The sequence below is a fragment of the Catonella massiliensis genome (assembly GCF_016651435.1).
GTDB lineage: Bacteria > Bacillota > Clostridia > Lachnospirales > Lachnospiraceae > Catonella > Catonella massiliensis.
Genome location: NZ_JAEPRJ010000001.1, coordinates 2,066,139 through 2,088,781 on the forward strand (window position 1 = coordinate 2,066,139; position 22,643 = coordinate 2,088,781).

At 39.1% G+C, this 22,643-nt stretch carries 18 protein-coding genes; 9 read left to right on the forward strand and 9 right to left on the reverse strand.

The genetic code is table 11. The annotated features are described in order from the left end of the window. Positions 1–10: 10 nt before the first annotated feature. Both JJN12_RS09240 and JJN12_RS09245 read right to left on the reverse strand, forming a co-directional pair. Positions 11–1,666 (reverse strand): ABC-F family ATP-binding cassette domain-containing protein, encoded by a 1,656-nt coding sequence (locus JJN12_RS09240; RefSeq protein ID WP_208429412.1) that lies wholly within the window; start codon positions 1,664–1,666, stop codon positions 11–13. Positions 1,667–1,854: 188 nt separating this feature from the next. Further along, positions 1,855–2,772, reverse strand: a complete 918-nt coding sequence (locus JJN12_RS09245) for a magnesium transporter CorA family protein (RefSeq protein ID WP_208429413.1) — start codon at positions 2,770–2,772, stop codon at positions 1,855–1,857. A gap of 745 nt (positions 2,773–3,517) precedes the next feature. Here JJN12_RS09245 and JJN12_RS09250 point away from each other — a divergent pair. Beyond that, positions 3,518–4,309, forward strand: coding sequence for an Rpn family recombination-promoting nuclease/putative transposase (locus JJN12_RS09250; protein ID WP_208429414.1), 792 nt, complete (start codon positions 3,518–3,520; stop codon positions 4,307–4,309). Positions 4,310–4,593: 284 nt separating this feature from the next. Here JJN12_RS09250 and JJN12_RS09255 read toward each other — a convergent pair whose 3' ends face one another. Next, a complete protein-coding gene (locus JJN12_RS09255; RefSeq protein WP_208429415.1) occupies positions 4,594–5,772 on the reverse strand; it encodes a phosphoribosylaminoimidazolecarboxamide formyltransferase in 1,179 nt (392 codons plus the stop codon). Positions 5,773–5,914: 142 nt separating this feature from the next. After that, entirely contained in the window at positions 5,915–6,628 is a 714-nt protein-coding gene (locus tag JJN12_RS09260; RefSeq protein WP_208429416.1) for an IMP cyclohydrolase, read from the reverse strand. A 505-nt stretch (positions 6,629–7,133) separates the two neighbouring features. Between JJN12_RS09260 and dapF the strand changes: the two genes are divergently transcribed. The 6 genes from dapF (at position 7,134) to metF (ending at position 15,192) form a co-directional block, all read left to right on the forward strand. Then, positions 7,134–8,009, forward strand: a complete 876-nt coding sequence (gene dapF, locus JJN12_RS09265) for a diaminopimelate epimerase (protein WP_208430371.1) — start codon at positions 7,134–7,136, stop codon at positions 8,007–8,009. Between the two features lie 13 nt (positions 8,010–8,022). After that, a complete protein-coding gene (locus tag JJN12_RS09270) occupies positions 8,023–9,486 on the forward strand; it encodes a UDP-N-acetylmuramoyl-tripeptide--D-alanyl-D-alanine ligase (RefSeq protein ID WP_208429417.1) in 1,464 nt (487 codons plus the stop codon). Between the two features lie 181 nt (positions 9,487–9,667). Next, the gene (nagB, locus tag JJN12_RS09275; RefSeq protein ID WP_208429418.1) at positions 9,668–10,411 is read left to right on the forward strand and encodes a glucosamine-6-phosphate deaminase; all 744 of its coding nucleotides are present in this window, start codon (positions 9,668–9,670) and stop codon (positions 10,409–10,411) included. An 88-nt stretch (positions 10,412–10,499) separates the two neighbouring features. Next, the gene (gene nagA / locus JJN12_RS09280; RefSeq protein ID WP_208429419.1) at positions 10,500–11,597 is read left to right on the forward strand and encodes an N-acetylglucosamine-6-phosphate deacetylase; all 1,098 of its coding nucleotides are present in this window, start codon (positions 10,500–10,502) and stop codon (positions 11,595–11,597) included. 454 nt (positions 11,598–12,051) lie between these two features. Next, positions 12,052–14,322, forward strand: coding sequence for a 5-methyltetrahydropteroyltriglutamate--homocysteine S-methyltransferase (gene metE / locus JJN12_RS09285; protein ID WP_208429420.1), 2,271 nt, complete (start codon positions 12,052–12,054; stop codon positions 14,320–14,322). Positions 14,323–14,325: 3 nt separating this feature from the next. Next, positions 14,326–15,192: a methylenetetrahydrofolate reductase [NAD(P)H] gene (gene metF, locus JJN12_RS09290; RefSeq protein WP_208429421.1), complete on the forward strand. Its 867-nt coding sequence runs from the start codon at positions 14,326–14,328 to the stop codon at positions 15,190–15,192. A 94-nt stretch (positions 15,193–15,286) separates the two neighbouring features. Here the strand turns inward: metF and JJN12_RS09295 are convergent, their stop codons facing one another. The 5 genes from JJN12_RS09295 to JJN12_RS09315 form a co-directional block, all read right to left on the reverse strand. Then, positions 15,287–17,101: an ABC transporter ATP-binding protein gene (locus JJN12_RS09295; RefSeq protein WP_208429422.1), complete on the reverse strand. Its 1,815-nt coding sequence runs from the start codon at positions 17,099–17,101 to the stop codon at positions 15,287–15,289. 8 nt (positions 17,102–17,109) lie between these two features. Then, positions 17,110–18,924, reverse strand: a complete 1,815-nt coding sequence (locus JJN12_RS09300) for an ABC transporter ATP-binding protein (protein ID WP_208429423.1) — start codon at positions 18,922–18,924, stop codon at positions 17,110–17,112. 157 nt (positions 18,925–19,081) lie between these two features. Continuing rightward, positions 19,082–19,852 (reverse strand): phosphatase, encoded by a 771-nt coding sequence (locus JJN12_RS09305; RefSeq protein ID WP_208429424.1) that lies wholly within the window; start codon positions 19,850–19,852, stop codon positions 19,082–19,084. A gap of 195 nt (positions 19,853–20,047) precedes the next feature. Beyond that, on the reverse strand, positions 20,048–21,010 hold the full coding sequence (locus tag JJN12_RS09310; protein WP_208429425.1) for an acyltransferase family protein: 963 nt from the start codon (positions 21,008–21,010) through the stop codon (positions 20,048–20,050). Between the two features lie 15 nt (positions 21,011–21,025). After that, on the reverse strand, positions 21,026–21,715 hold the full coding sequence (locus JJN12_RS09315) for a hypothetical protein (protein WP_208429426.1): 690 nt from the start codon (positions 21,713–21,715) through the stop codon (positions 21,026–21,028). A 302-nt stretch (positions 21,716–22,017) separates the two neighbouring features. Between JJN12_RS09315 and JJN12_RS14630 the strand changes: the two genes are divergently transcribed. Both JJN12_RS14630 and JJN12_RS09325 read left to right on the forward strand, forming a co-directional pair. Beyond that, on the forward strand, positions 22,018–22,197 hold the full coding sequence (locus JJN12_RS14630) for a type II toxin-antitoxin system RelE/ParE family toxin (protein WP_328706818.1): 180 nt from the start codon (positions 22,018–22,020) through the stop codon (positions 22,195–22,197). Beyond that, on the forward strand, positions 22,184–22,540 hold the full coding sequence (locus JJN12_RS09325) for a helix-turn-helix domain-containing protein (RefSeq protein WP_208429427.1): 357 nt from the start codon (positions 22,184–22,186) through the stop codon (positions 22,538–22,540). The genes JJN12_RS14630 and JJN12_RS09325 overlap by 14 nt, the downstream gene beginning before the upstream one ends. Positions 22,541–22,643: the final 103 nt, after the last annotated feature.

Here is a 22,643-nt window from a genome sequence, read left to right on the forward strand (position 1 = left end):
CTACCCCCGTTTACTCTTCTTCACTACCCTCATTTTCAGCAAGCTCTTCTTCTGAAATAGTCATAATCTGGCGCTTTCTTGCCATCTCATCATTTTCAAGATACTCATCATAGGTACTTACCTTATCAATGAGGCCGTGTGGTGTAATTTCTATAATTCTGTTTGCAATAGTCTGTATGAACTGGTGGTCCTGAGAGGTAAAGAGTACAACTCCCGGGAACTTGATTACTGCGTTATTTAATGAGGTAATGGCTTCCATATCAAGGTGGTTGGTAGGCTCATCAAGGATGAGGACATTTGTAGCCATTATCATCATCTTAGAAAGAAGAACTCTAACTCTCTCACCACCGGAGAGAACCTTAACCTGCTTTATACCTGCATCTCCCGGGAAAAGCATACGCCCTAGGAAGTTTCTTACATAGGTTGCATCTTTTTCAGGTGAAAATGGCAAGAGGAACTCAGTAATATTCTCATTTCCCTTGAAAAGCTCCGTATTGTCCTTAGGGAAATAGCCCTGAGTAGTGGTTACTCCCCACTTATAATCACCCTCATCAGGTTCCATTTCTCCTGCAAGTATCTTAAATAAAGTGGATATAGCTTTTACATTTGGGCCTACGAAGGCTATCTTGTCTTCCCTTCCTACAACAAAGGAGATATTGTCAAGTACCTTTACGCCGTCAACTGTCTTAGATATTCCGCTAACTGTAAGTACTTCATTACCAATCTCTCTTGCAGGACGGAAATCTATATAAGGATATTTACGGCTGGATGGCTTAATGTCATCAAGCTCAATCTTCTCCAAAGCCCTCTTTCTACTTGTAGCCTGCTTAGACTTACTTGCGTTAGCAGAGAATCTCTGTATAAATTCCTGAAGTTCTTTGATTTTTTCTTCTTTCTTTTTATTTGCTTCCTTCTGCTGACGAATCATAAGCTGGCTGGACTCATACCAGAAGTCATAGTTTCCTGCGTAAAGCTGAATCTTGCCATAGTCAATGTCCGCTGTATGTGTACATACCTTGTTAAGGAAATAACGGTCGTGTGAAACTACAATTACGGTATTTTCAAAGTTGATAAGGAACTCCTCAAGCCAGCCTATTGCATCCATGTCAAGGTGGTTGGTAGGCTCGTCAAGGAGGAGGATATCAGGGTTGCCAAAGAGTGCCTGCGCAAGAAGAATCTTAACCTTTTTAGATGCCTCTATCTCGCTCATCATCATATAATGATACTCTGTATCTATGCCAAGTCCGTTAAGAAGGGTAGCCGCATCAGATTCTGCCTCCCAGCCATTCATTGTAGCGAATTCTCCCTCCAGTTCACTTGCTCTTATACCGTCTTCATCTGTAAAGTCTTCTTTAGCATAGATTGCTTCTTTTTCCTTCATTATGTCATAAAGTCTTTTATTTCCCATGATTACTGTATCAAGTACAGGATATGCGTCATACTTAAAATGATCCTGCTGCAGAAATGAAAGTCTCTGCCCCGGAGTTATAATAACTTCGCCTGTGGTAGGCTCTAACTGCCCCGATAATATCCTAAGGAAGGTAGATTTACCTGTTCCATTTGCTCCAATAAGTCCATAACAGTTGCCTTCTGTAAACTTGATATTTACATCTTCAAAAAGTGCCTTTTTACCAAGTCTCAAAGTAATGTTGCTTGCCTGAATCATTTTAATTTTCCTTTCAAAAGCTAAGTTTTTTACAAAAATGCTATTTCACCATATCTTGTGCGTCAAAAGATAATAAATTCTCCCTCAAGTTAGCCCCAAGCGAATTTTATACTTTTGACACCTGTATCATTATATCATTTATTCTACCGGATTTCGATAGTTTTGTGATTTTTCATTAGCTTAGCCATTTATAGCCATTTTTTCTTCTTGAAATATATTATTCCACTTACTGCCATAAGTATAACCACTCCAATTACAATGGGATATGCAAGTGGCGAATCCAGCTCCGGCATGTACTTAAAGTTCATTCCATACCAGCCTGTAACAAGAGTCAGTGGCATAATAATGGTCGTAACCACTGTTAATACTGTCATTATGCGGTTTTGCTTTACTGAAAGCTCTGACTGGTAAAGTTCTCTAACCTGCATGGTATATTCTTTAAGAGTAGACACTAAGCCTTGGAGTCTTGTGACCCTGGCTGTGAAAAGCTCAAAGAATCGCAGGTTATCTGACATGAAGAAGTCGTTTTCATTTTCTGCAAGCTCCTGTCCCAGGTCAATCAGCTGTTCATAGTACATTTTTAGTTTCAGAAGTTCCCCTCTAATTTCGTTATTTCTTTCAAGTTCGCCAGTAAGATTCCCCTCAAGTATCCTGTCTTCTATAATAGTAATTTCATCCTCGTATCTTTCAAGCATATTTAAGTCGCCGCTAATTATTGTCTCCAGGAAATCGTATATGAATCTTTCAAGTCCCGGGTAGCGCCATTTTTTAGTGGCTGCAATTCTTTTTACGAGCGAGGCAGCGTAGCCGTCATGGTCTATAAATACAATTCCTCTTTCATCAAGGGCAAAGGCAAATCTATTGCTGCTTTCAAGTAAGTCTGACCTATCCGGTATAATAAAGCTTCCCGTCAGCGAGTCATAATTGACTTCTGCTTTTGTCATAAATAGGTTTTCTATCTCGAACTCGAGGTCGATTCCCATATTAAATTTTTCTTTATCTCTTGTCCACTCTTCGGGACTAACTACTGCTACATAGCATTCTTCTCCATCAAATATTTCTTCTGCTCTTATTGCTTCTAAGGTATTTCTAATCTTGTAATACATTAATTTCTCCTAAAATTATATTGTGAAACTTTGTTGTTTTGCTTAAAACCTGTATCAGTATATCACATTCAGCACAAATAAGTCACGCCTAGAATAATAAATTTCAGACTAGCTACGCTATATGCTTCATTACCTCTGATACTTTCACTTTGTGCAATGATTTTATGTTTGCCACCCTAGTTACGCCTAGAATAATAAATTTCAGACTCGCTACGGCATCCGCTTCGCTACGCCTGATGCGCTCGCTTAGAATTTATTATTCTATGCTGTGGGATGCAGAGTTTAGGTTTAGGTTTAAGTTTAGATTTATTCTTATCTAAGTCTTCTATTTTTGTTGTATGTGTACACTCTACACTTGCTTTTTGGTTATTTTGTACACTTTTTCTCTGAAACTTTGTGCATTTTGCCGTTGTTTTTTATTTGGATTTCATATATAATACTTCTTGTCGTGGTGAATTACAATAGTCACTAAGCAGTATTTCTTAGCTATAATGATTTGTGTGAAATATGTATTTGATATCTGTCTATACTGATTGCGCCTTTTCTCCCCAATAATCACAGCAAAAAGTGTTCAGTTCCCCGATATCTAGCATTAAGCAGTTCTGATTATTGTAGCTACCTTAGACTTTAGCGTATCCTGAGTATCTAAGTCTTACTTAGCAGGAAAATCTATTTAATATTTTAACTTCATCTGCTATAATAGCCATGGAGGCATTATAGCAAATCCAATGAAAGAAAGGACTATATGCGGGCTGATAAGAAATTTGAAAAGTATGTAAAGTTGCTGAATCCCATTGATGATTTGATGTTTTGCAAGATGGCAGAACACAGAGAGTTCTGCGAGGAGATTTTAAGAGTCATCCTTGAAGATGATGAGCTGACTGTTTTAGATGCTATTCCTCAATGGCAGGGAAAGAATCTAACCGGGCGTTCTGTGATATTAGATGCTAAGTGTGTAACAGGTGATGGAAGGCAGATTAACATTGAGGTGCAAAAGGCAGATGATGATAATCATCTAAAAAGAGTTCGCTACAACGCTGCTGTATTAACCACTAACATATCCGAAACAGGTAAAAAGTTTGAGTTTATACCTGATGTCTGTATTGTATTTATATCTAAATTTGATATATTTAACGGTGGACTTCCTCTCTACCACATAGACAAGGTAGTTAGGGAAACAGGTCAGGTGATTGAGGATGGTCTTACTGAGATATTTGTTAATACTGTTAATTATGATGGTTCTAAGCCTGCAAGGCTAATGAAGCTTTTTACTGAGAATGATGCTTACAACAGTGATGAGTTTCCTGTAACTAGTGAACTAAAGTCAAGATTAAAATCAAGCGAAGGAGGTAGTAGGACTATGAATGAGATTCTTGAGAAGCTTATTAGTGATGAAAAGAGGGAAAGCGAAAAACGCGGTGCTAAAAATGAAAAACTAAAGATTGCCAAAACCATGCTTGAAGAGGGGCTATCCGCTGAGCTTATAATGAGGTATACAGGGCTTTCTAAAGATGCAGTTGCTGCTTTGCAAGTCTAAGTTCTAACATTAGGTTTAGTTAAATGAATGAGCTAGCAGGGCTATTCAGGAAATTCTTGAGAAGCTTATCAGCGATTAAAAGAATAGAAGTGAATTACGGGTGAAGCAAAACAAACTGCCACAATCCGGCTACAACACAGCATTTCTAACTGCTTTTGTGTTTATAGGCTGACTGGGCAGTTTTTTATAGCATAAATATCATAAGTATAAAAATTCCGCACAAACTTATTTACATAAGAATTTATTTTAGTACTATACTTCAGAGTTTTCGCTAACTCTCACGTTTAATGGTGGAAAAGTCTCATTCCGGTAAAGCAAAGTACCATATCGTACTTATTGCACGTTTCTATTACGCTGTCATCTCTTACTGAGCCGCCAGGTTCGGCAATATACTTCACTCCACTCTTATGGGCCCTCTCAATATTATCTCCAAATGGGAAGAATGCATCAGATGCAAGGGCTACATTTTCATTTTTATTAAGCCACTCTCTCTTTTCCTCCCTTGTAAATACAGGAGGCTTTACCTCAAAGAAATTCCCCCATACACCGTCTCTTAAGAGGTCCTCGCTCTCATCCCCTACATAAAGGTCAATGGCATTGTCCACATCAGCTCTTCCCAGTCCTTCACGAAACTTAAGATTAAGAGTCTGTGGCGCCTGTCTAAGCCACCATACATCAGCCTTACTTCCGGCAAGCCTAGTACAGTGAATACGGCTCTGCTGCCCTGCTCCTATACCTATAGCCTGTCCGTCTTTTGCATAGCAGACGGAGTTTGATTGAGTGTATTTAAGTGTAATCATAGCAACAATGAGATCATCGAGAGCTTCTTTAGGAAGATTTTTATTCTCACTTACTATGTTCTTAAAAAGCTCATCATCTATCTTAAATTCATTCCTGCCCTGCTCAAATGTTATTCCAAAGACCTGCTTTTTCTCTATAGGTTCAGGCTTGTAGTTTTCATCTATTTCTATAATATTATAATTTCCTTTTTTCTTCTGCTTTAGTATCTCAAGGGCTTCTGCTGTATATCCAGGTGCTATGATACCGTCTGAAACTTCTTTTTTGATTATCATTGCGGTATCAGCATCACATACATCAGAAAGCGCTATGAAATCACCGAAAGAAGACATTCTGTCAGCTCCCCTTGCCCTTGCGTAAGCACAGGCTAAGAGACTCATCTCACCCATATCCTCTACTCTGTAAACCTTTTTCAAATCCTCAGTAAGAGGCTTTCCTATTGCAGCTCCTGCAGGAGATACATGCTTAAAGCTGGTTGCAGCAGGAAGTCCTGTAGCCTTCTTAAGTTCCATTACAAGCTGAATTCCGTTAAATGCATCTAAAAAGTTGATATATCCCGGCTTTCCACAAAGCACCTTAACAGGAAGCTCTGCTCCATTTTCCATAAATATTCTGCTTGGCTTCTGATTAGGATTACAGCCGTACTTTAGCTCCATTTCATTCATAATGCACTCTCCTTATAATTTTCACCTATATCTATCAATATCTGCCTAATATTTAGCTCCATCTACATACCGATTACAGCTAAGTCAGGTTATCTATCAAATTACTCGCTTGATTATACAAGATTTTTTCTTTGTACTTATGCTAATTAGCCTGATTCTTATTTACTATTCTAGTCTCATATTCTCCGGTTTCTATATCTATAAACCTTGTAAACAATGACACTTTATTAGCTTCATTTAGGCTCTTCCAAATACTCTCAGTAAATTCATCTATACTTCCACAAAGACTTACCTTAGCAGGTTCACCTTCAAAGCTTGGAAGAGGCTCTATGTCTTCTTTATAGGTGTGAATGAATCTACCTTCACCCGCTGGAAGACTACTATAATCATAAAAATATCTGTTGCAACAGTCAGGATTGCCGTCATCACTCTTAAGTATACTCATCCTTAAGTGAAGTGACTTTTCACTTACATCTACTAAGGCTGATATTCTAGGTGTGTAGTTTGGCGCATCCGGCTCAAATTCCCTGCTCATAAGGGCCGAATTGAAACATTTGCCTGCTGTCATATAATCATAAACTGTATCCGTCTGGTCTCCATTGGTAATTATGGTTTTCTTTTCAATTACCTTGACAGGTGAATATATGATAAGACTTGGGTCTGAAAGCTTGGTTTCATCGAAGGCCTCTGTCCTAATTCCCTCGCCCTCTTCCACAAATATCCTATTCCTGCTGTTTTCACTTCTTCCCATAATAAAGTAAGCAGTCATTGCCTTTTTGCCGTCCTTACTTTTTCCCACAACAATTCCTCTGCCCGGATAAGTTTTAGCCGATAATACTTCACCAATTGAAACCATGTCATCCTCCGTTTATTCATGTCAAAGCCTTGTCAATAGTTGCTTAGAGCCTTTATAATAAGTTCTACTTAAGAATATCATAGTTTTTATTAGTTTTCAATATGAATACTTCTTTATATTTTCTTATAAAATAAGACTCATTTTTTTATGGTTTGACAAATTAATGGAATTATTTTATAATTATTCCTAGCTAGTTATTTGTAGAATTAAGCAAGCAAAAACGAACCCCTAAGAGCTGCGACATCTTAGGGGTTCTTCTCTTTATAGTTGAGTAAACTTTAGTACTAGGCTAATTGTCGCTTTTATCTCCGTCTAGCCATTTGCAAATAAGGTAGCTAGCCAAATCTGCCGTAACGGAGACAATTATCTGTAGAATTATTTGTAGCAAGCAATCACCTCCCTTCTGCTGTCAGATTGGGAGTGCGACAACATTTAAAGTATATCAAATAAATAAAAATATAACAATAAAACCAGCGGAGGAATTATGGTAGATAATCAGAAAAAAATTAACTTTACAAAGATGCATGGTTGTAAAAACGACTATCTCTACATCGACTGCACTAAAAATGAACTTGAAAATCCTGCTGAAGTATCTATTAAACTCTCAGACAGGCATACGGGAATCGGCAGTGACGGCATCATCCTTATCTGCCCTTCTACTGTGGCTGATTTTAGGATGAGGATATTTAACGCAGACGGCTCTGAGGCTGAAATGTGTGGCAACGGCATCCGCTGTGTAGGAAAATATGTATATGACTTTGGCCTCACAAAAAATGAGGAAGTCCGCATTGAAACCGGAGTCCGTACTAAGGAAGAAGAGGCAGCAGGAATTATTCCCGAAAACTGCATTAGAATACTAAAGCTCACGGTTAAAGATGGTAAGGTAGCCTCTGCAACTGTAGATATGGGAAGACCAATCCTTACCCCTAGCGAAATCCCTGTCATATCTGATAAGGATAAGTTTATAAATGAGGCTGTAAATGTAGACGGCAAAGACTGGTACCTCACCTGCATTTCAATGGGAAATCCTCACGCAGTCACCTTTGTAGATGACACAAAGAGCCTTGATTTACCTGTTATAGGCCCAAAGTTTGAATTTAACAAAATATTTCCAAATCGTACCAACACCGAATTTATAAAGGTAATAAGCAGGAATGAAATTGAAATGCGTGTCTGGGAGCGTGGTTCAGGCGAAACCCTTGCCTGTGGTACCGGTGCCTGTGCCTCGGCCTACGCCGCTATGTTGAATGGTCTTGCTGATGATGAGGTGAGGGTTCATCTCCTTGGAGGAGATTTGATTATAAAATACGATAGAAATACAGACCACATATTTATGACAGGCCCTTGTGAAACTGTCTTTAGTGGCAGCATTACAATCTAGATAAGGAGTATTTATGCAAGTTACCGTAAATGACATATTAAAGGCCGCTAACGGAAAACTGTTAAACGGAAACGGCGACACCGAAATAAACGGCTTCTTTACAAATTCCAGGGAAACCCACAGCCTTCCCTTTAAGAATGCACTTTTTGTGCCTATAATCGGAGAAAGGGTAGACGCCCACAAATTCATCCCTCAGGTGGTAAAGGATGGTGCTAAGGCTTTCTTTATAAAAAAGGGGCACGAACTTCCTGCTGATATCGGAGATGCCGCGGCCATCGAGGTAGACGATACTGAAGCCGCCCTCCTTGACACAGGCCGTTGGTTTCGCGAGAAATTTAATATCCCTTTCATTGGAATAACCGGAAGTGTCGGCAAGACCACCACAAAGGAAATGGTGGCAGCTGCCCTCTCCTCGATTAATGTCCACAAGACTAAGGGAAATGCCAACTCTACCATAGGACTTCCCTTAACCTTGTTTGGACTCGAACCTTGTAATGAGGCCGCCATTATAGAAATGGGCATAAGTGAATTCCACGAAATGGAAAAACTTGCAGATGCAGGCAGGCCAACCCATGCAATATTTACCAATGTAGGCACTGCCCATATCGGCAATCTAGGCTCAAAGGAAAATATCCTAAAAGAAAAGCTCCACATTACAGATTGTTTTACGGAGGATAGTGTACTATTTGTAAATGCTGACGATGAGCTCCTTTCTAAGGTGGTACCTGAAAATAGCGAATTCAGGCCTGCTAAGGTCAAGCACGTTGTGACCTACGGTATAAGTAAAGAGGCTGATTTTTACGCTTCATCCATCACTATATCCGACAGTGGCACCGATTTTGTGGCAAATTATAAGGATGAAGACGGTAAGCCTCTCACTGAGCAGATTCATCTAAAAACTCTGGGACTTCATAATGTAAGAAATGCACTGGCTGCAACTGCTGTGGCACTAAAGCTTGGCATCTCTCCTTCAGTGTCAAAGCTTGGACTTGCCGCGTATGAACCACTTTCAGGTAGAGGAAACATTATCAAGACAAACGGCATTACCATAATTGATGATACCTATAATGCAAGCCCTGACTCTATGAAGGCTTCTGTTCAGATTATTGGGGAAATGCGTGGCGGCAAAGAGCCTATACACAGGCGGTTTGTAGTATTTGCTGATGTACTTGAGCTTGGTGAATACGCTGAGAGTGAACATTACAAAGTCGGCGAATATATAAAAACCCACAACGAAGAAAACCCTGAAGGTAGAATTGATTACCTGATAACAGTCGGCAAAGACAGTGAGCAGATAGGACTTGCTCTAAACTCTGAAAGCCTTGATACCAATCCTGTCACAAAGCATTTTTCTACCAATGTAGAAGCCTCTAATTATCTTAAATCCCTCTTAACAAAAGGTGATGCTATCGTAGTTAAAGGTTCAAGAGGTATGCAGACAGAGGAAATAATCAGTTCTATATTAAATGATGAGTAGGCGCTGATTTAGATTGCTTTTATAACTGCAAAGGGGTATACTTATCTACGTATAAGGATATTTCAAAGTTTATGCTATAGGACATAAAAACTAAGATGATGCAGGTAATAAAAGTTGATTATATTCTTATATATTCTTACCTTGTCACTTGCATCATTTATTTTATAATTAGGAGGGTTTTATGAGGGTAATTGTTACTAAAAACTATGAGGAAATGAGTAGAAAGGCTGCAAACATAATAGCTGCTCAGGTTGTAATGAAGCCTGATTCAGTGCTTGGTCTTGCTACAGGTTCATCACCAATTGGGGCTTATAAGTTACTTGTAGAAGGCTATAAGAAGGGTGATTTAGATTTTTCTGAAATCACTTCAATAAATCTTGATGAGTATGTGGGGCTTTCTGCTGACCACAATCAGAGTTATGCTTATTTTATGAGGGATAACCTTTTTAACCATGTAAATATAAATATGGAAAATGTCTTCCTTCCAAACGGAATGGAGACTGATGAGGCTAAGGAATGTGCAAGATATGATGAGGTTATTAGAAGCCGTGGTCCTATTGATTTGCAGCTGCTTGGACTTGGCGAAAACGGACATATAGGTTTCAACGAGCCTGACTCTTCTTTTGCAAAGGGAACTCATAAGGTAAGCCTTACAGAGAGTACAATAAATGCTAACTCAAGGCTTTTTAATTCCATCGATGAGGTACCTAAGTTTGCTTATTCTATGGGTGTAGGAAGCATATTCTCTGCTAAGCACATTTTACTTATTGCTTCTGGCGAGAAGAAAGCAGATGCGCTCTGTAAGGCACTTTACGGTCCTGTAACTCCTGAGGTTCCTGCTTCTGCCCTCCAGTTCCACAGCAATGTAACTATAGTTGCTGATGAGGCTGCTTATGCTCTTATTGCAAAGCATATTGGTAAGTAATGAATAGATTTATATAGCTTGTCATAAACTTCTTTTTGAATAATATCGTATAAAAAGTTAATATTGGCAAAGCAATACGGAGAATATCATGATAATTAAAAATGGTTTAGTATATAACGAAAATGGTGACTTTGAAAAAAGAGACATCTATGTGGAAGGTGAGTTCATTACCGATAAGGCACCTGAGGACTGCGAAGTCATTGACGCTGATGGGCTTTATGTAATACCGGGACTTGTGGATGTACATACGCACGGTGCAGTAGGACATGACTTCTGCGATGCTGACCTTGACGGGCTCTACAAGATAGCTGAGTTTGAGAAAAGTAAAGGTGTAACAGCATTTTGCCCAACCTCAATGACTCTTTCAGAGGAACGCCTTACAGGTATATTTGCCACAATCAAAGATTTTACGCCTGAGAAAAAGCACGCAAGGGCGCTTGGTATCAATATGGAAGGACCTTTCATTTCTCCTAAAAAGATGGGAGCTCAGAATCCTAAATATATAATGAATTCTGATGTCGAAGTCTTTAGAAGGCTCAATGAAGTAAGCGGAGGCAATATCCGCCTTGTAACCCTTGCTCCTGAGACTGAGGGTGCTAACCTCTTCATTAAAGAGCTTGCAAATGAAGTTTCCATCTCAGTTGGTCATTCTGATGCCAACTATGAGCAGGCAGATGCGGCATTTAAGAATGGGGCCAACCATGTAACCCACCTCTTTAACGCAATGCCTGCCTTCAATCACAGAGAACCGGGCATAGTAGGAGCAGCCTTTGAAAATACCGGAGTTATGGCTGAGCTCATCTGTGATAAGGTGCATATCCATCCTTGCATGATAAGGAGCACCTTCCGTCTCTTTGGTGAGGATAGAATCATCCTTATAAGTGATTCTATGGAGGCTACAGGTATGGAGGATGGTACCTATTCTCTTGGAGGACAGAAGGTAAATAAGACAGGAAACAAGGCTACCCTTGAAAATGGTACTATTGCAGGCTCCTGTACTGACCTTTTTACCTGCTTTAAGAATGTGGTTGAATTAGGCATTCCTCTTAAGTCAGCAGTTAAAATGGCTTCCACCAACCCTGCAAAGAGTATAGGTCTTGGCGACAAAGCAGGTGTAATAAAACCGGGTGCTTATGCGGATTTATTGCTGCTTGATAAGGAATTAAATATAGTGAAAATATTGTAAATTAAAATTTTGTTACTCAATGTTTTACCTTATATTAAGGCAGTTTCTCTGATAAATATTTCTGTCAGAGAAGCTGTCTTTTTTATTTGATAGGAAATTCTCCAAAATTTCCTATCAAATAAAACTCTGCGAGAGGTAGCACTGTGGCTGATAAGCTGATGTCGCTTGCGCGGTCAGCCTCAGGCGGTGAATCCTGTAAAGCAAGATACCTTCTTGTTAAATGATGCAGCGTCAAAAGATAATATATTCTCTTGCAAGCAATCCCCAATCGATTTTTTGTGCTTTTAACACTTGTATCATTAAATTCTGCAATAGTTAAAAAGATTGCATTTTAAATTGATATAAATAATTTCTATAACATTCCTATGTTTATATGTATTATACAAAGAAGCCAACACCCCTTATAATAGACCTAGTTTTACAGATAAATTATGAATATGAGTTGGAGGACAGTATGAAAACATCAGTAATCGGATTTCCTAGAATCGGTACTTTACGCGAATTAAAGTTCGCTAGCGAAAAATATTTTAAGAAAGAAATCACAGCAGACGAGCTCTTAACCAAAGGTAAGGAGCTTAGAAAAATTCACTGGAATACTCAGAAAGAGGCAGGAATTGACTTTATCTCAAGTAATGATTTTTCATTCTACGATATCTTGCTTGATACCGCAATATTATTTGGCATAGTTCCTAAGCGTTATAAGGAGCTTAACCTATCTGAGCTTGATACCTATTTTGCTATGGCTCGTGGTTATCAGGGAGAGTCAGGAGATGTAAAGGCTCTTGCAATGAGAAAATGGTTTAACACTAACTATCACTACATTGTGCCTGAGGTTGAGGATGATACAGAAATAAGGCTTTTAGGCAACAAGCCATTTGAGCATTATAACGAGGCAAAGGCTCTTAATGTAGAGACTAAGTCCATAGTAATCGGTGCTTACACCTTGCTTAAATTATGCCGCTTTACAGGCAAAAAATCTTCAAATGATTTTGTTGATGCTTTAATCAGTGCATATCAGAGCTACCTTAAGAAGGCTGAAGAAGCTGGAATAAGCTGGGTACAGTTTGATGAGCCTGCTCTTGTAAGAGATACAGATAGTGAAGATATCGCATTATTTAATAAGATTTATTCAGCTCTTCTTTCTTCAAAGAACAATGTTAAGGTATTAGCTCAGACATATTTTGGAGACGTAAGAGACATTTACAGCGACTTAATTAAGCTTCCATTTGACGGAATCGGTCTTGATTTCGTAGAGGGAAAAGAGACTTTCGCTCTTGTTGAAAAGTATGGTTTCCCACAGGATAAGCTTTTATTTGCAGGACTTGTAAATGGAAAGAACATCTGGAGAAATAACTACGAGAAGACTTTGCAGAGCCTTGCTAAATTACAGGAAAAGGGCATAAACTGCGTTTTATCTACCTCCTGTTCACTCTTACACGTTCCTTATACAACAAAGCACGAGACCAAGTTATCAGCAAACTACCTTTCATACTTTGCATTTGCTGAAGAAAAGCTTGTAGAGCTTAATGAGCTTAAGGCTCTTGCAGAAAATGCTGACTATAAGAACGAAGCAGCTTATCAGGCAAATGCTAAGCTTTTTGCAGGAGAGAGAGACTGCTATAGCGAAGAGGTTCACAAGAGACTTTCTCAGGTTACAGACAGTGATTATACAAGAAGCCCTGAGCGTAAGACTCGTCAGGCATTACAGAAAAAGGAGTTTGGTCTTCCTGAATTCCCAACAACTACCATCGGTTCTTTCCCACAGACCAGAGAGGTAAAGGCAAACCGTTCAGCTTTTAGAAAGGGCGAAATTACAGAGGCTGAATACAAAGAGTTTAACAAAAAGCAGATTGCTGACTGTGTAAAATTCCAGGAAGACATCGATATAGATGTTCTTGTTCATGGAGAATTTGAGCGTAACGACATGGTTGAGTACTTTGGTGAGGCTCTTGGCGGCTTCCTCTTCACAGAGAAGGCTTGGGTACAGTCTTATGGTACAAGATGTGTTAAGCCACCTGTAATCTGGGGCGATGTATACAGAAAGAAAGCTATCACAGTAGAATGGTCTGTATATGCTCAGTCACTTACAAAGAGAATCATGAAGGGAATGCTTACAGGACCTGTTACCATACTTAACTGGTCATTCCCAAGAGAGGATATATCAATCAAGGAGTCCATTTCTCAGATAGCACTTGCAATCAGAGATGAGGTTCTTGACTTGGAGAAAAACGGAATCAAGATCATTCAGATTGACGAGGCAGCTCTTAGAGAGAAGCTTCCACTTAGAAAATCTGACTGGCAGAAGGAATATCTTGACTTTGCTATACCTGCTTTCCGTCTCACACATAGTGGCGTAAGACCTGAAACTCAGATTCATACACATATGTGCTATAGCGAGTTCACAGACATTATCCCTGCTATTGACAATATGGATGCGGACGTTATCACCTTCGAGGCTTCCCGCTCAGACTTACAGATACTTACATCATTAAAAGAACATAACTTTGAAACAGAGGTAGGTCCTGGTGTATATGATATTCACTCACCTAGAGTACCTTCTGTAGAGGAAATTGTTGCTACCCTTCATACAATGCTTACTAAGATTGACAGGGATAAGCTCTGGGTAAATCCTGACTGCGGATTAAAGACCAGAGGAATTCCTGAGACAGAAGCAAGCCTGAAGAACATGGTGGCAGCAGCAAAAATAATTAGGAATGAGGCATAATGCATGAAAGTTTCCCAGGTTTACAAAGATAAAAAAGATAAAAAGGTTCTATCCTTTGAAATATTTCCACCTAAAAAGGATAGCGAGCTAAGTAACATAGATGAGACTCTGGCTGTTCTTTGTGAACTTGAGCCCGATTATATAAGTGTAACCTTTGGTGCCGGTGGCAGTTCAAACTGCAACCGCACCATAGAACTGGCAAAGAAGATAAAGCACGAGTACCATGTAGAGCCTGTTGTTCATCTTACCTCCCTCCACTACAATAAGGCTGAGATTGATGAATTTGCTAAGGTACTCTCTGAGGCAGGACTTGAAAATGTACTTGCACTAAGAGGCGATAAAAATCCAAATTTCCCTGAAAAAAATGACTTTTCACACGCCTCAGACCTCATCGCTTATATGAAGGAAAAATGGGATTTCTGTTTCTTAGGTGCCTGCTATCCTGAATGCCATCCTGAATCAGGCGGTGTGATAAATGAAATAAGGCACTTAAAGACAAAGGTGAATGCCGGAGCAGAAGTGCTTTTATCCCAGTTGTTCTTTGACAACGATATCTTCCTACGCTTTCAGGAATACTGCAGGGTTGCAGATATCAATGTCCCTGTAATACCCGGTATAATGCCTGTAATCAATGCTGCTCAGATAAAGAGAATGATAACGATGTGCGGTGTTGCCTTCCCTGCCCGCTTTGAGAAAATCATCCACAGATACGAAGATAACAAAGAAGCACTTTTTGATGCAGGAATGTCCTATGCACTAAGCCAAATCATCGATCTCCTTGTAAGCGACATAGAAGGAATTCATCTCTATACAATGAATAACCCTCTTGTAGCCAGAAGGATATGCGAAGGCATAAGGAATATCATATAAAATACAAGGAATAAAACGATAAAAGCCGTTACAAGCTTGCTTGTAAACGGCTTATTGTCGTTTTATTCCGCCAAAAATATGAGGCGCAGCCATTTTACTCCATCTCATCCACCACACTGTTCTCAAACTGTCTGGTAAATAGTCCAAAGTAATAGCCCTTCTGTCTCATAAGGTCCTTATGTCTTCCCTGTTCTATAATCTTTCCGTCCTTTACCACAAGGATTACATCTGCATTTACTATGGTTGAGAGCCTGTGCGCGATTACAAATGAAGTCCTGCCTGTGATTACCTTTTCTATGGCATCCTGAATTATCTTCTCTGTGACTGTATCAATCGAAGATGTTGCCTCATCTAAAACCAGAATCTTCGGCTTTGCAATTATCGCTCTTGCAAATGATATGAGTTGCTTTTCGCCAGTAGAAAGCAGGTCACCGCCCTCTCCAACCTCACTGTCAAGCCCTTTTTCCATCTTCTCTACTACCGCTGTAGCAGAAACTAATTCAAGGGCAGCCATTATCTCTTCATCTGTAGCGTCAGGCTTGCCATACTTTAAGTTCTCCCTTATTGTTCCTGAGAAAAGATGAGGCGACTGGAGTACATAACCTATGTTTGAGTGAAGCCACTGTCCTGAACGCTCCTTTGCATCCTTTCCGTCTATAAGCACCTGCCCCTTTGTAGGCTCAAAGAAGCGGCAGACCAGATTCACAAGGGTAGATTTACCTGCCCCCGTCTCTCCTACTATGGCTACATTGGTTCCCTGAGGCACCTTTAGGTTGAAGTGCTCAAGCACATACTCATCTCCGTCAGGATACTTAAAAGTCACATCCTTAAATTCAATATCACCATGAAGTTCTTCCCAGTTTTCCTTTTTAGGATTGAATATATCTCCGTATTTCTCTACAACCTCCCTGCTGTCTGCCACATCAGACTCTGTTGCCATAAGCCCCGTAAATCTCTCAATATTTACAGAAGATGCAATTAGGTCTGCAAAGGTAAGGGTAATGTTTCTAATCGGGTCTATTATCCCCTGTACATAGGACATAAATACAGACAGAGTACCGATTAGCATAACTCCCTCGATGGTTAGCACACTTGCCTGCATAAGTACTACGGCAATTATGAGCGAGCCTACTAGAGAAACAAGGGAAGTTGAAAGTGCTGAAAAATGAGCAGCTCTTACAGATTTCCTCTTCATATTAAGAGAATCCCTGTTAAAATTCTCCTTCATTCTCTCCTCAGCAACAAGTGTCTTTATCTCCTTTGCGCCGGTTATTCCCTCATTGAAATTGCCCGTAATTGTAGAGTTTATCTCCCTTACTTCCCTGTTAAGATGGATGATATTCTTTTGGAATACAGCTACTATTATAGCTGCAACAGGCACAATGGCCGCTATCAAAAGGGCAAGCTTTGCATTTAAGCTAAACATTACCACAAAAGCACCTACTACATAGGTTGTAGACCACAATAGGTCAAAGAAGTACCAAGCTGCAATCGAGCCTATTCTTGCCGTATCACTCATTACCCTTGCATGTATATAGCCTACATTATTCTGGTTAAAGTACGAAAACGAAAGGGTTTGCAAGTGATTAAAGCTTGAATTCCTGAGGTCTCTAGCAACACTTATTTCTATGTTTGAAGCTACATAGGCCGAAACAAAATCCATTGATATCTGTATGGCTATGGCAATCAGGTATAGGACTATGAATCTTCCAAGACCGTCTAATTCTTTCTTTCCTATGAAATTATTTATTGCAAACTGATTAAATAGAGGAAAAACTATTTCACCAAGGGTTGCAATAGCCCCAGTCACAAACATTATTATCATGTCTTTTCTATATGCCCTGAAATATGGCCAAAGCTTTGGTATGCCAAACCAGGGCAGGAATTTTATCGTCGTTTTATCCTGCATACTTCCTCCTACTCTTCATAGTTAAGGGCTACAGACTGTATATCATAGATTTTTCTGTAAATACCGGTATTCTTAATAAGTTCGTCATGAGTACCTGATTCTACCAGTCTTCCCTTGTCAAGAACAAGAATATTGTCAGCTGCCATCAGGGTAGTGATTCTATGGGAAATAATGATTACCGTACTATTCTTTCCCTTTTCCATAAGCCCCTTTCTTATCTTGGCATCAGTTTCCGCATCCACAGCAGAAAGAGAATCATCAAATACCATGATAGGAGATTTCCCTATAAGCATACGAGCTATGGCTGTTCTTTGCTTCTGTCCCCCTGAAAGGGTAACTCCTCTTTCTCCTACTGTAGTCTCAAAGCCTTCCTTGAAGCTCTCTATCGTCTCTAAGAGGCTTGCTGTACCTGCCGCCTCCTTTATATCTTCTATCTCTGCATTTCCCCCGCCAAGAGCTATATTCTCAGCCAAGGTCCTCGAGAAAAGATAAGGCTCTTGAAGCACCATTCCTACATTTTCACGAAGATAACCTACTTCAATATCCTTTATATCAACTCCTGAGATAGTAATGCTTCCATTCTCCTTAGGAAGCTCATAAAGCCTGTTTAGAAGGTGCATAAGGGTAGACTTGCCTGAGCCTGTACCTCCAAGTATGCCTACTGTGGTACCTCCCTTTATCCTAAATGACACATCCTTAACAATCTCCTTACTTTCATCGTAAGCAAAGCTCACATTGTTAAATACTATGTCTCCCGTCATATCGGGCTTAAGCTTCTTGCCCTCGTCCTTCTCAGGCTCAGAATCCATAATGTACCTTATTCTATCTGTTGCTATTTCACTGCGGCTAAGGCCTGATATCAGTCTTCCAAGAAGCCTTATAGGCCAAGCAAGCATGATATTATACGAGAAAAATGCAATATATTCACCTGCAAGCATTTCCCCCCTAACTGCGTATACTGCACCTAGCACAACCACTATCATAGTCTGAAGGTTTAGTAAAAGTGTACCTATAGACCAGAACCATGCCAGTACCCAGTCCAATCTTATCCACATCTTCCAGTAATCATGGTTCTGCTTTTCAAATCTTTCCTTTTCAAAAAGCTCCCTTCCAAAAGCCCTCACAACTCTGACTCCTGTCAGATTTTCCTGTACTACGGCAGACAGCTTACCCTCTTCCACATCTGCCTCTTCAAAGATTTTGCCCATTCTTTTATGACCGTATGCAGAATAAGCTATGTTTATTGGTATAAGAATAACTGCAATCAGAGCCAGCTTTACATTGATGGTAAACATAAAATAAAGCGAAAATGCAACCATCAAAACTACTCTAAAAACTTCCGTAAGCTGTCCTGAAACAAAGTTTTTAACTGCATCTACATCAGAGGTACAGCGCTGGATTATATCTCCTGTCTGGTTCTTTGTGTGCCATGAGAATGGAAGCCTTGCAATATGTGCAAATATCTCATTTCTCATCGTTTCCACCAAAGTTTCCGCACCCTTGTTATTGTAATATCTGTATAGATAGTTACACAGGGCAGATAAAGCCCCTATTACCATCAGAAATACTGCTATCAGATAGAGATGCTCCCTAATATAAGCAGATCCGCCTATGCTCTCTATAGCATCCACAATAAATGCAGGCAGGTCACTCTCCTTACCTGTAATCAAGGTATCAACAGTATAGCTGATTACTCTTGGTACTATTAGCGCCAGCAGATTCATAAGGGAAATACAGACTATGGCAATTATAAAATATGCCTTACTCCCCCTTAGAAAATGCCAAACTAACTCCCTATTAGTCTTAAATTTTCTATCTTTCATACATTCTCCTGTTAACAAATTAATAACGAGCTAATAAAATTGAATTAAATATATTGTTCTACATCGGTAGTCTAAACCCCCTTTTTATAATTCAGGAATATTCTAAAGCAATGTCAAGTACCTCCACTCATAGTAAAAGCCTAGTATATCTTCAATACTAAATTCCTATCATGCTCAAAAACGTCTCTGCATCCCTATTTCCAATCAGTTCAACAGGGAAGTCTATTTCATCAAGAAAGTTCTCGGTGTTCGGAAACTTTCCTATCTCGAAAGAACTGTGAGCATCACTGTTTACTGCAATTTTAGTGCCATACTTAGCACAGGCAAGGGCAATCTTAAGACATCTCTCCTGTACGGCTTCACCATGTCCAAAAGAAGCCTCATTTATCTCTATCATCTTATTCAAGGACTTAGCGGCTTTTACAACCTCGTCAATGTCAAATTCAAGACCTGAACGCCCAATATGTCCAAGTATTTTCACATTTTCATGCTCAAGTGCTTTGATGTAGAGCTCTGTATTTTCTACCACGGTAGAGCCTACTGCAAAATCCTTAAAGTGAACACTTGCAATGAGGTAGTCAAGGCGGTTTAATATCCCCTCTTCATAGGTTAGCTTAACTCCGTTTTTATTTGGATATGGGATGTAAAGGTCGTGTCCAAATAAATTCCCCTTAAGGTCTACTATATCCACCTCTGCACCAAAGAGGAGCCTAACCCCATGCCATACCTCAGGCAGAGCCTTTTTATTTATAAAAAATCCAAAGCAGGCAAAGTCTGTTGAAGGCACAAAAAAAGAGCTGAAGTGGTCGGTAATTCCAACTAACTCAAGCCCTTGTTCTTTTGCCGCCTTAAGATTCTCCTCTATGGTGGAGTAGGCGTGACCGGATGCCAGGGTATGAGTGTGGGTATCTGTTTTTATTTTAATCATGACTATGCCTCCTTAATCTTATATGTGTATAGTTACTATAGTGCAATATGAGCCCAAAATATGAGTAAGCAGCCATTGTAAAAATAAGCTGATTACAAATATTATCGAGGTAAACTGCGGGCAAAACAGTTACACTGCTGTATCATAGGGTGCCAAATACTTTTGGCACCGGTATCTTATTATTTTATCAGAATTTCAGTGCTTTGTAAATGAAAATGCACTTTTATTGTCAGTATGGATTAGTTTTGATAAGATGAAAATAATGGCAAATACTATAAAAAATGCCACGAGACTGCTATTTACATAGCGAATGGCTCTTCCAAATATCAGGCTTCCAAATACCATTTGTAAACAGTATAGCTCCAGAGACACCTTACCCAGAGCACTAAAAATATAGGATTTCATCCTGGTAAATAAGGTATCTGCACAAAGGATAATCCCCATCACATAAGGGATTGCTGTCACATAGAATATATCGCTTATAGGAAAGGCCAGCTTTATCATATATCCAAAGTTATAATTCAATGCAATACCCGCAACAAGCAGCACAACTCCAACACCAGCTTTTATATTTACCCTCCATTTTCCCTCGTATCCTGCTAAAAAAAGGCCAAGTAAAATAATAGGAAGCCTGCATAAAAAAATGTTTAAGCTGTGATTATCAGTGAAGTTTTCAAGTGCAAGCATTATTCCTGACCAGATAGCAAGGCTGATTATAAGCAGTTTTAGATTATTCATCTTTCTAACAAGTTTTAGATAAAATGGCACGGCAAGATAAAATATCATAATGGCAGGAATGAACCAAATCATCGAGCCACCGCCATTTAAGATAAACTCAATTCCAAAAACTGTGAGAACCGCCTTTGTTATACTAAGTTTACCCATTATTACATAGAGAATGCAACAAAAAATAAATATAGGATATATATGCAGGAACTTCCTTTTTATATAACTAAAATAGTTGCCGGTATCAGAATAATAAGCCATATAACCTGTCATAAAAAAGAAAATATCAACTCCAATATAGCCTGTCATCACTATGAACCTGATTACACCGCTAACCACATCACTGCTTCTTGAAACCGGAAATAGGTGGTAGAGAATAATCAGAAGAGCCGCAATCCCCATAATAGGCTGCTTTGTTTTCTTTAGTTCCATTTAACTTCCTCTCTATTATTCCAAATTGCCGGACTTTTTCATATCTATTGTCTGAACTTTTACACCTACCAGCTTTTCAAAGTTTGAATTGATACCTTCGTACGCATCTTTGTAGGTCATAACCATAAGAACGTATTTATCTGTGTACAATACCTTCCCTACCTCTGCTCCTACGCATATCCATTTTCTAGGGTCAGCCTTAGCAGCTATGTCAAGAGCCATAGTCTTGGTATCTGCTCCATTTGCCCTTATAAGCACCAGAGAATGTGCATCAGTAGATATCTGCCCCTCTGAGCAGGCTGCCTCTATCCCATCTGTCCACTTGATAAAACTGTAAATTTCAAAATTCTCTTTATTTAGTTCAAAGATTTCATTCATAGGAACCTTGGTATCTTTACATATTTTGTCTAAGAGCTCAGTTAGTTTGACACCAGAAATATCATTTTCAGATGTACTCCCTGTATCAGAGCCATTACTTGCTGTACCTGAACTTTCGCTTCCTGTACTATTACTACCGTTTATTTTATCCGAACTATTATTTCCCGTAGATGAAGCACTTGGGGAAGCTGTTCCTTTTGATGTCTTACTGTTATTTTCTACAGAAGTAGTGTTTGCAGCAGAACTTGACTTTGAGTTATTTCCACCGCAGGCAAAGAGTGTTAGTGATAAACCCGCACATAATAATAAAGCTAAATTTTTCTTCATGTCAATCTCCTCCATTGTTATTTGTTCAAAACACAAGATTCTACTATATTCTCTGATATAAGCGCATAAATTAAACTTATATAATGAAAGCCACTTATATGAGAACACATCATCTTTCGATACTTAAATCATTCTATGGTAACTAAATCAATACAACCACAACTATAATAGCACAATTTAAAATATTCATCAAATATAAGTGTGATTTTGTTAATTTTAATAAAGTATCTTGTTTAGTAACTTTAAAGTACTTGACAGTTTAATAACTTTAAAGTATTATAGTTGGTGGGGAGGGAGGGGAAATATGGGAGTTGCGCCCTATTCGCAATAGAATTCTGTTTTTTGCTTATGATGGCAGTCAATTTATTCTGCTATCTCACTATATTAAGAAGACTCAGAAAACTCCAATAGGTGAAATTGAAAAAGCAAAAAGCCTTATGCATGATTATATTGAAAGGAATTTTAAAAATGAAAAGAAATAAAGAGTGTCTTGATGCCATAGAAAAGGCAAAAAAAAATATTGACGATATTAAAGCTCGTAAAACAGATGCCATTGGATGTGATTCATTGGAATTTATAGATACTTTTTTGACTCCCGATGAAATAGCTGAAAGCGATTTAAGAGTGGCGCTTATCGGAGAGTTGATAAAGGCTAGGACTGAACAAGGGATAAGTCAGAAGAAGCTTGAGGAGTTAAGCGGAGTTAAGCAGCCTATTATAGCCAGGATGGAAAAGGGTACAACTAATCCGCAGATAAACACTTTATTAAAGGTTCTTGCCCCTTTAGGTAAGACTCTAGCTATTGTTCCACTAAAGCAGGTCTAGATAGATAATTTCATACAGATTATTAACAATTACGATAGATTTGACAGGTAATTTCGGAGAAATATCCTGTCAAATAAAAAAAGGAGCTGCACACTAACATTCT

Bases quoted from the DNA above. Each gene is read 5' to 3' on its own strand.
- JJN12_RS09315 (WP_208429426.1), bottom strand. From the start codon at position 21,715: ATGAAGAAAAATTTAGCTTTATTATTATGTGCGGGTTTATCACTAACA.
- JJN12_RS09305 (WP_208429424.1), bottom strand. From the start codon at position 19,852: ATGATTAAAATAAAAACAGATACCCACACTCATACCCTGGCATCCGGT.
- nagB (WP_208429418.1), top strand. From the start codon at position 9,668: ATGAGGGTAATTGTTACTAAAAACTATGAGGAAATGAGTAGAAAGGCT.
- JJN12_RS09310 (WP_208429425.1), bottom strand. From the start codon at position 21,010: ATGGAACTAAAGAAAACAAAGCAGCCTATTATGGGGATTGCGGCTCTT.
- JJN12_RS09250 (WP_208429414.1), top strand. From the start codon at position 3,518: ATGCGGGCTGATAAGAAATTTGAAAAGTATGTAAAGTTGCTGAATCCC.
- nagA (WP_208429419.1), top strand. From the start codon at position 10,500: ATGATAATTAAAAATGGTTTAGTATATAACGAAAATGGTGACTTTGAA.
- JJN12_RS09245 (WP_208429413.1), bottom strand. From the start codon at position 2,772: ATGTATTACAAGATTAGAAATACCTTAGAAGCAATAAGAGCAGAAGAA.
- JJN12_RS09300 (WP_208429423.1), bottom strand. From the start codon at position 18,924: ATGAAAGATAGAAAATTTAAGACTAATAGGGAGTTAGTTTGGCATTTT.
- JJN12_RS09295 (WP_208429422.1), bottom strand. From the start codon at position 17,101: ATGCAGGATAAAACGACGATAAAATTCCTGCCCTGGTTTGGCATACCA.
- JJN12_RS09240 (WP_208429412.1), bottom strand. From the start codon at position 1,666: ATGATTCAGGCAAGCAACATTACTTTGAGACTTGGTAAAAAGGCACTT.
- JJN12_RS09260 (WP_208429416.1), bottom strand. From the start codon at position 6,628: ATGGTTTCAATTGGTGAAGTATTATCGGCTAAAACTTATCCGGGCAGA.
- metE (WP_208429420.1), top strand. From the start codon at position 12,052: ATGAAAACATCAGTAATCGGATTTCCTAGAATCGGTACTTTACGCGAA.
- metF (WP_208429421.1), top strand. From the start codon at position 14,326: ATGAAAGTTTCCCAGGTTTACAAAGATAAAAAAGATAAAAAGGTTCTA.
- JJN12_RS09325 (WP_208429427.1), top strand. From the start codon at position 22,184: ATGAAAAGAAATAAAGAGTGTCTTGATGCCATAGAAAAGGCAAAAAAA.
- JJN12_RS09255 (WP_208429415.1), bottom strand. From the start codon at position 5,772: ATGAATGAAATGGAGCTAAAGTACGGCTGTAATCCTAATCAGAAGCCA.
- JJN12_RS09270 (WP_208429417.1), top strand. From the start codon at position 8,023: ATGCAAGTTACCGTAAATGACATATTAAAGGCCGCTAACGGAAAACTG.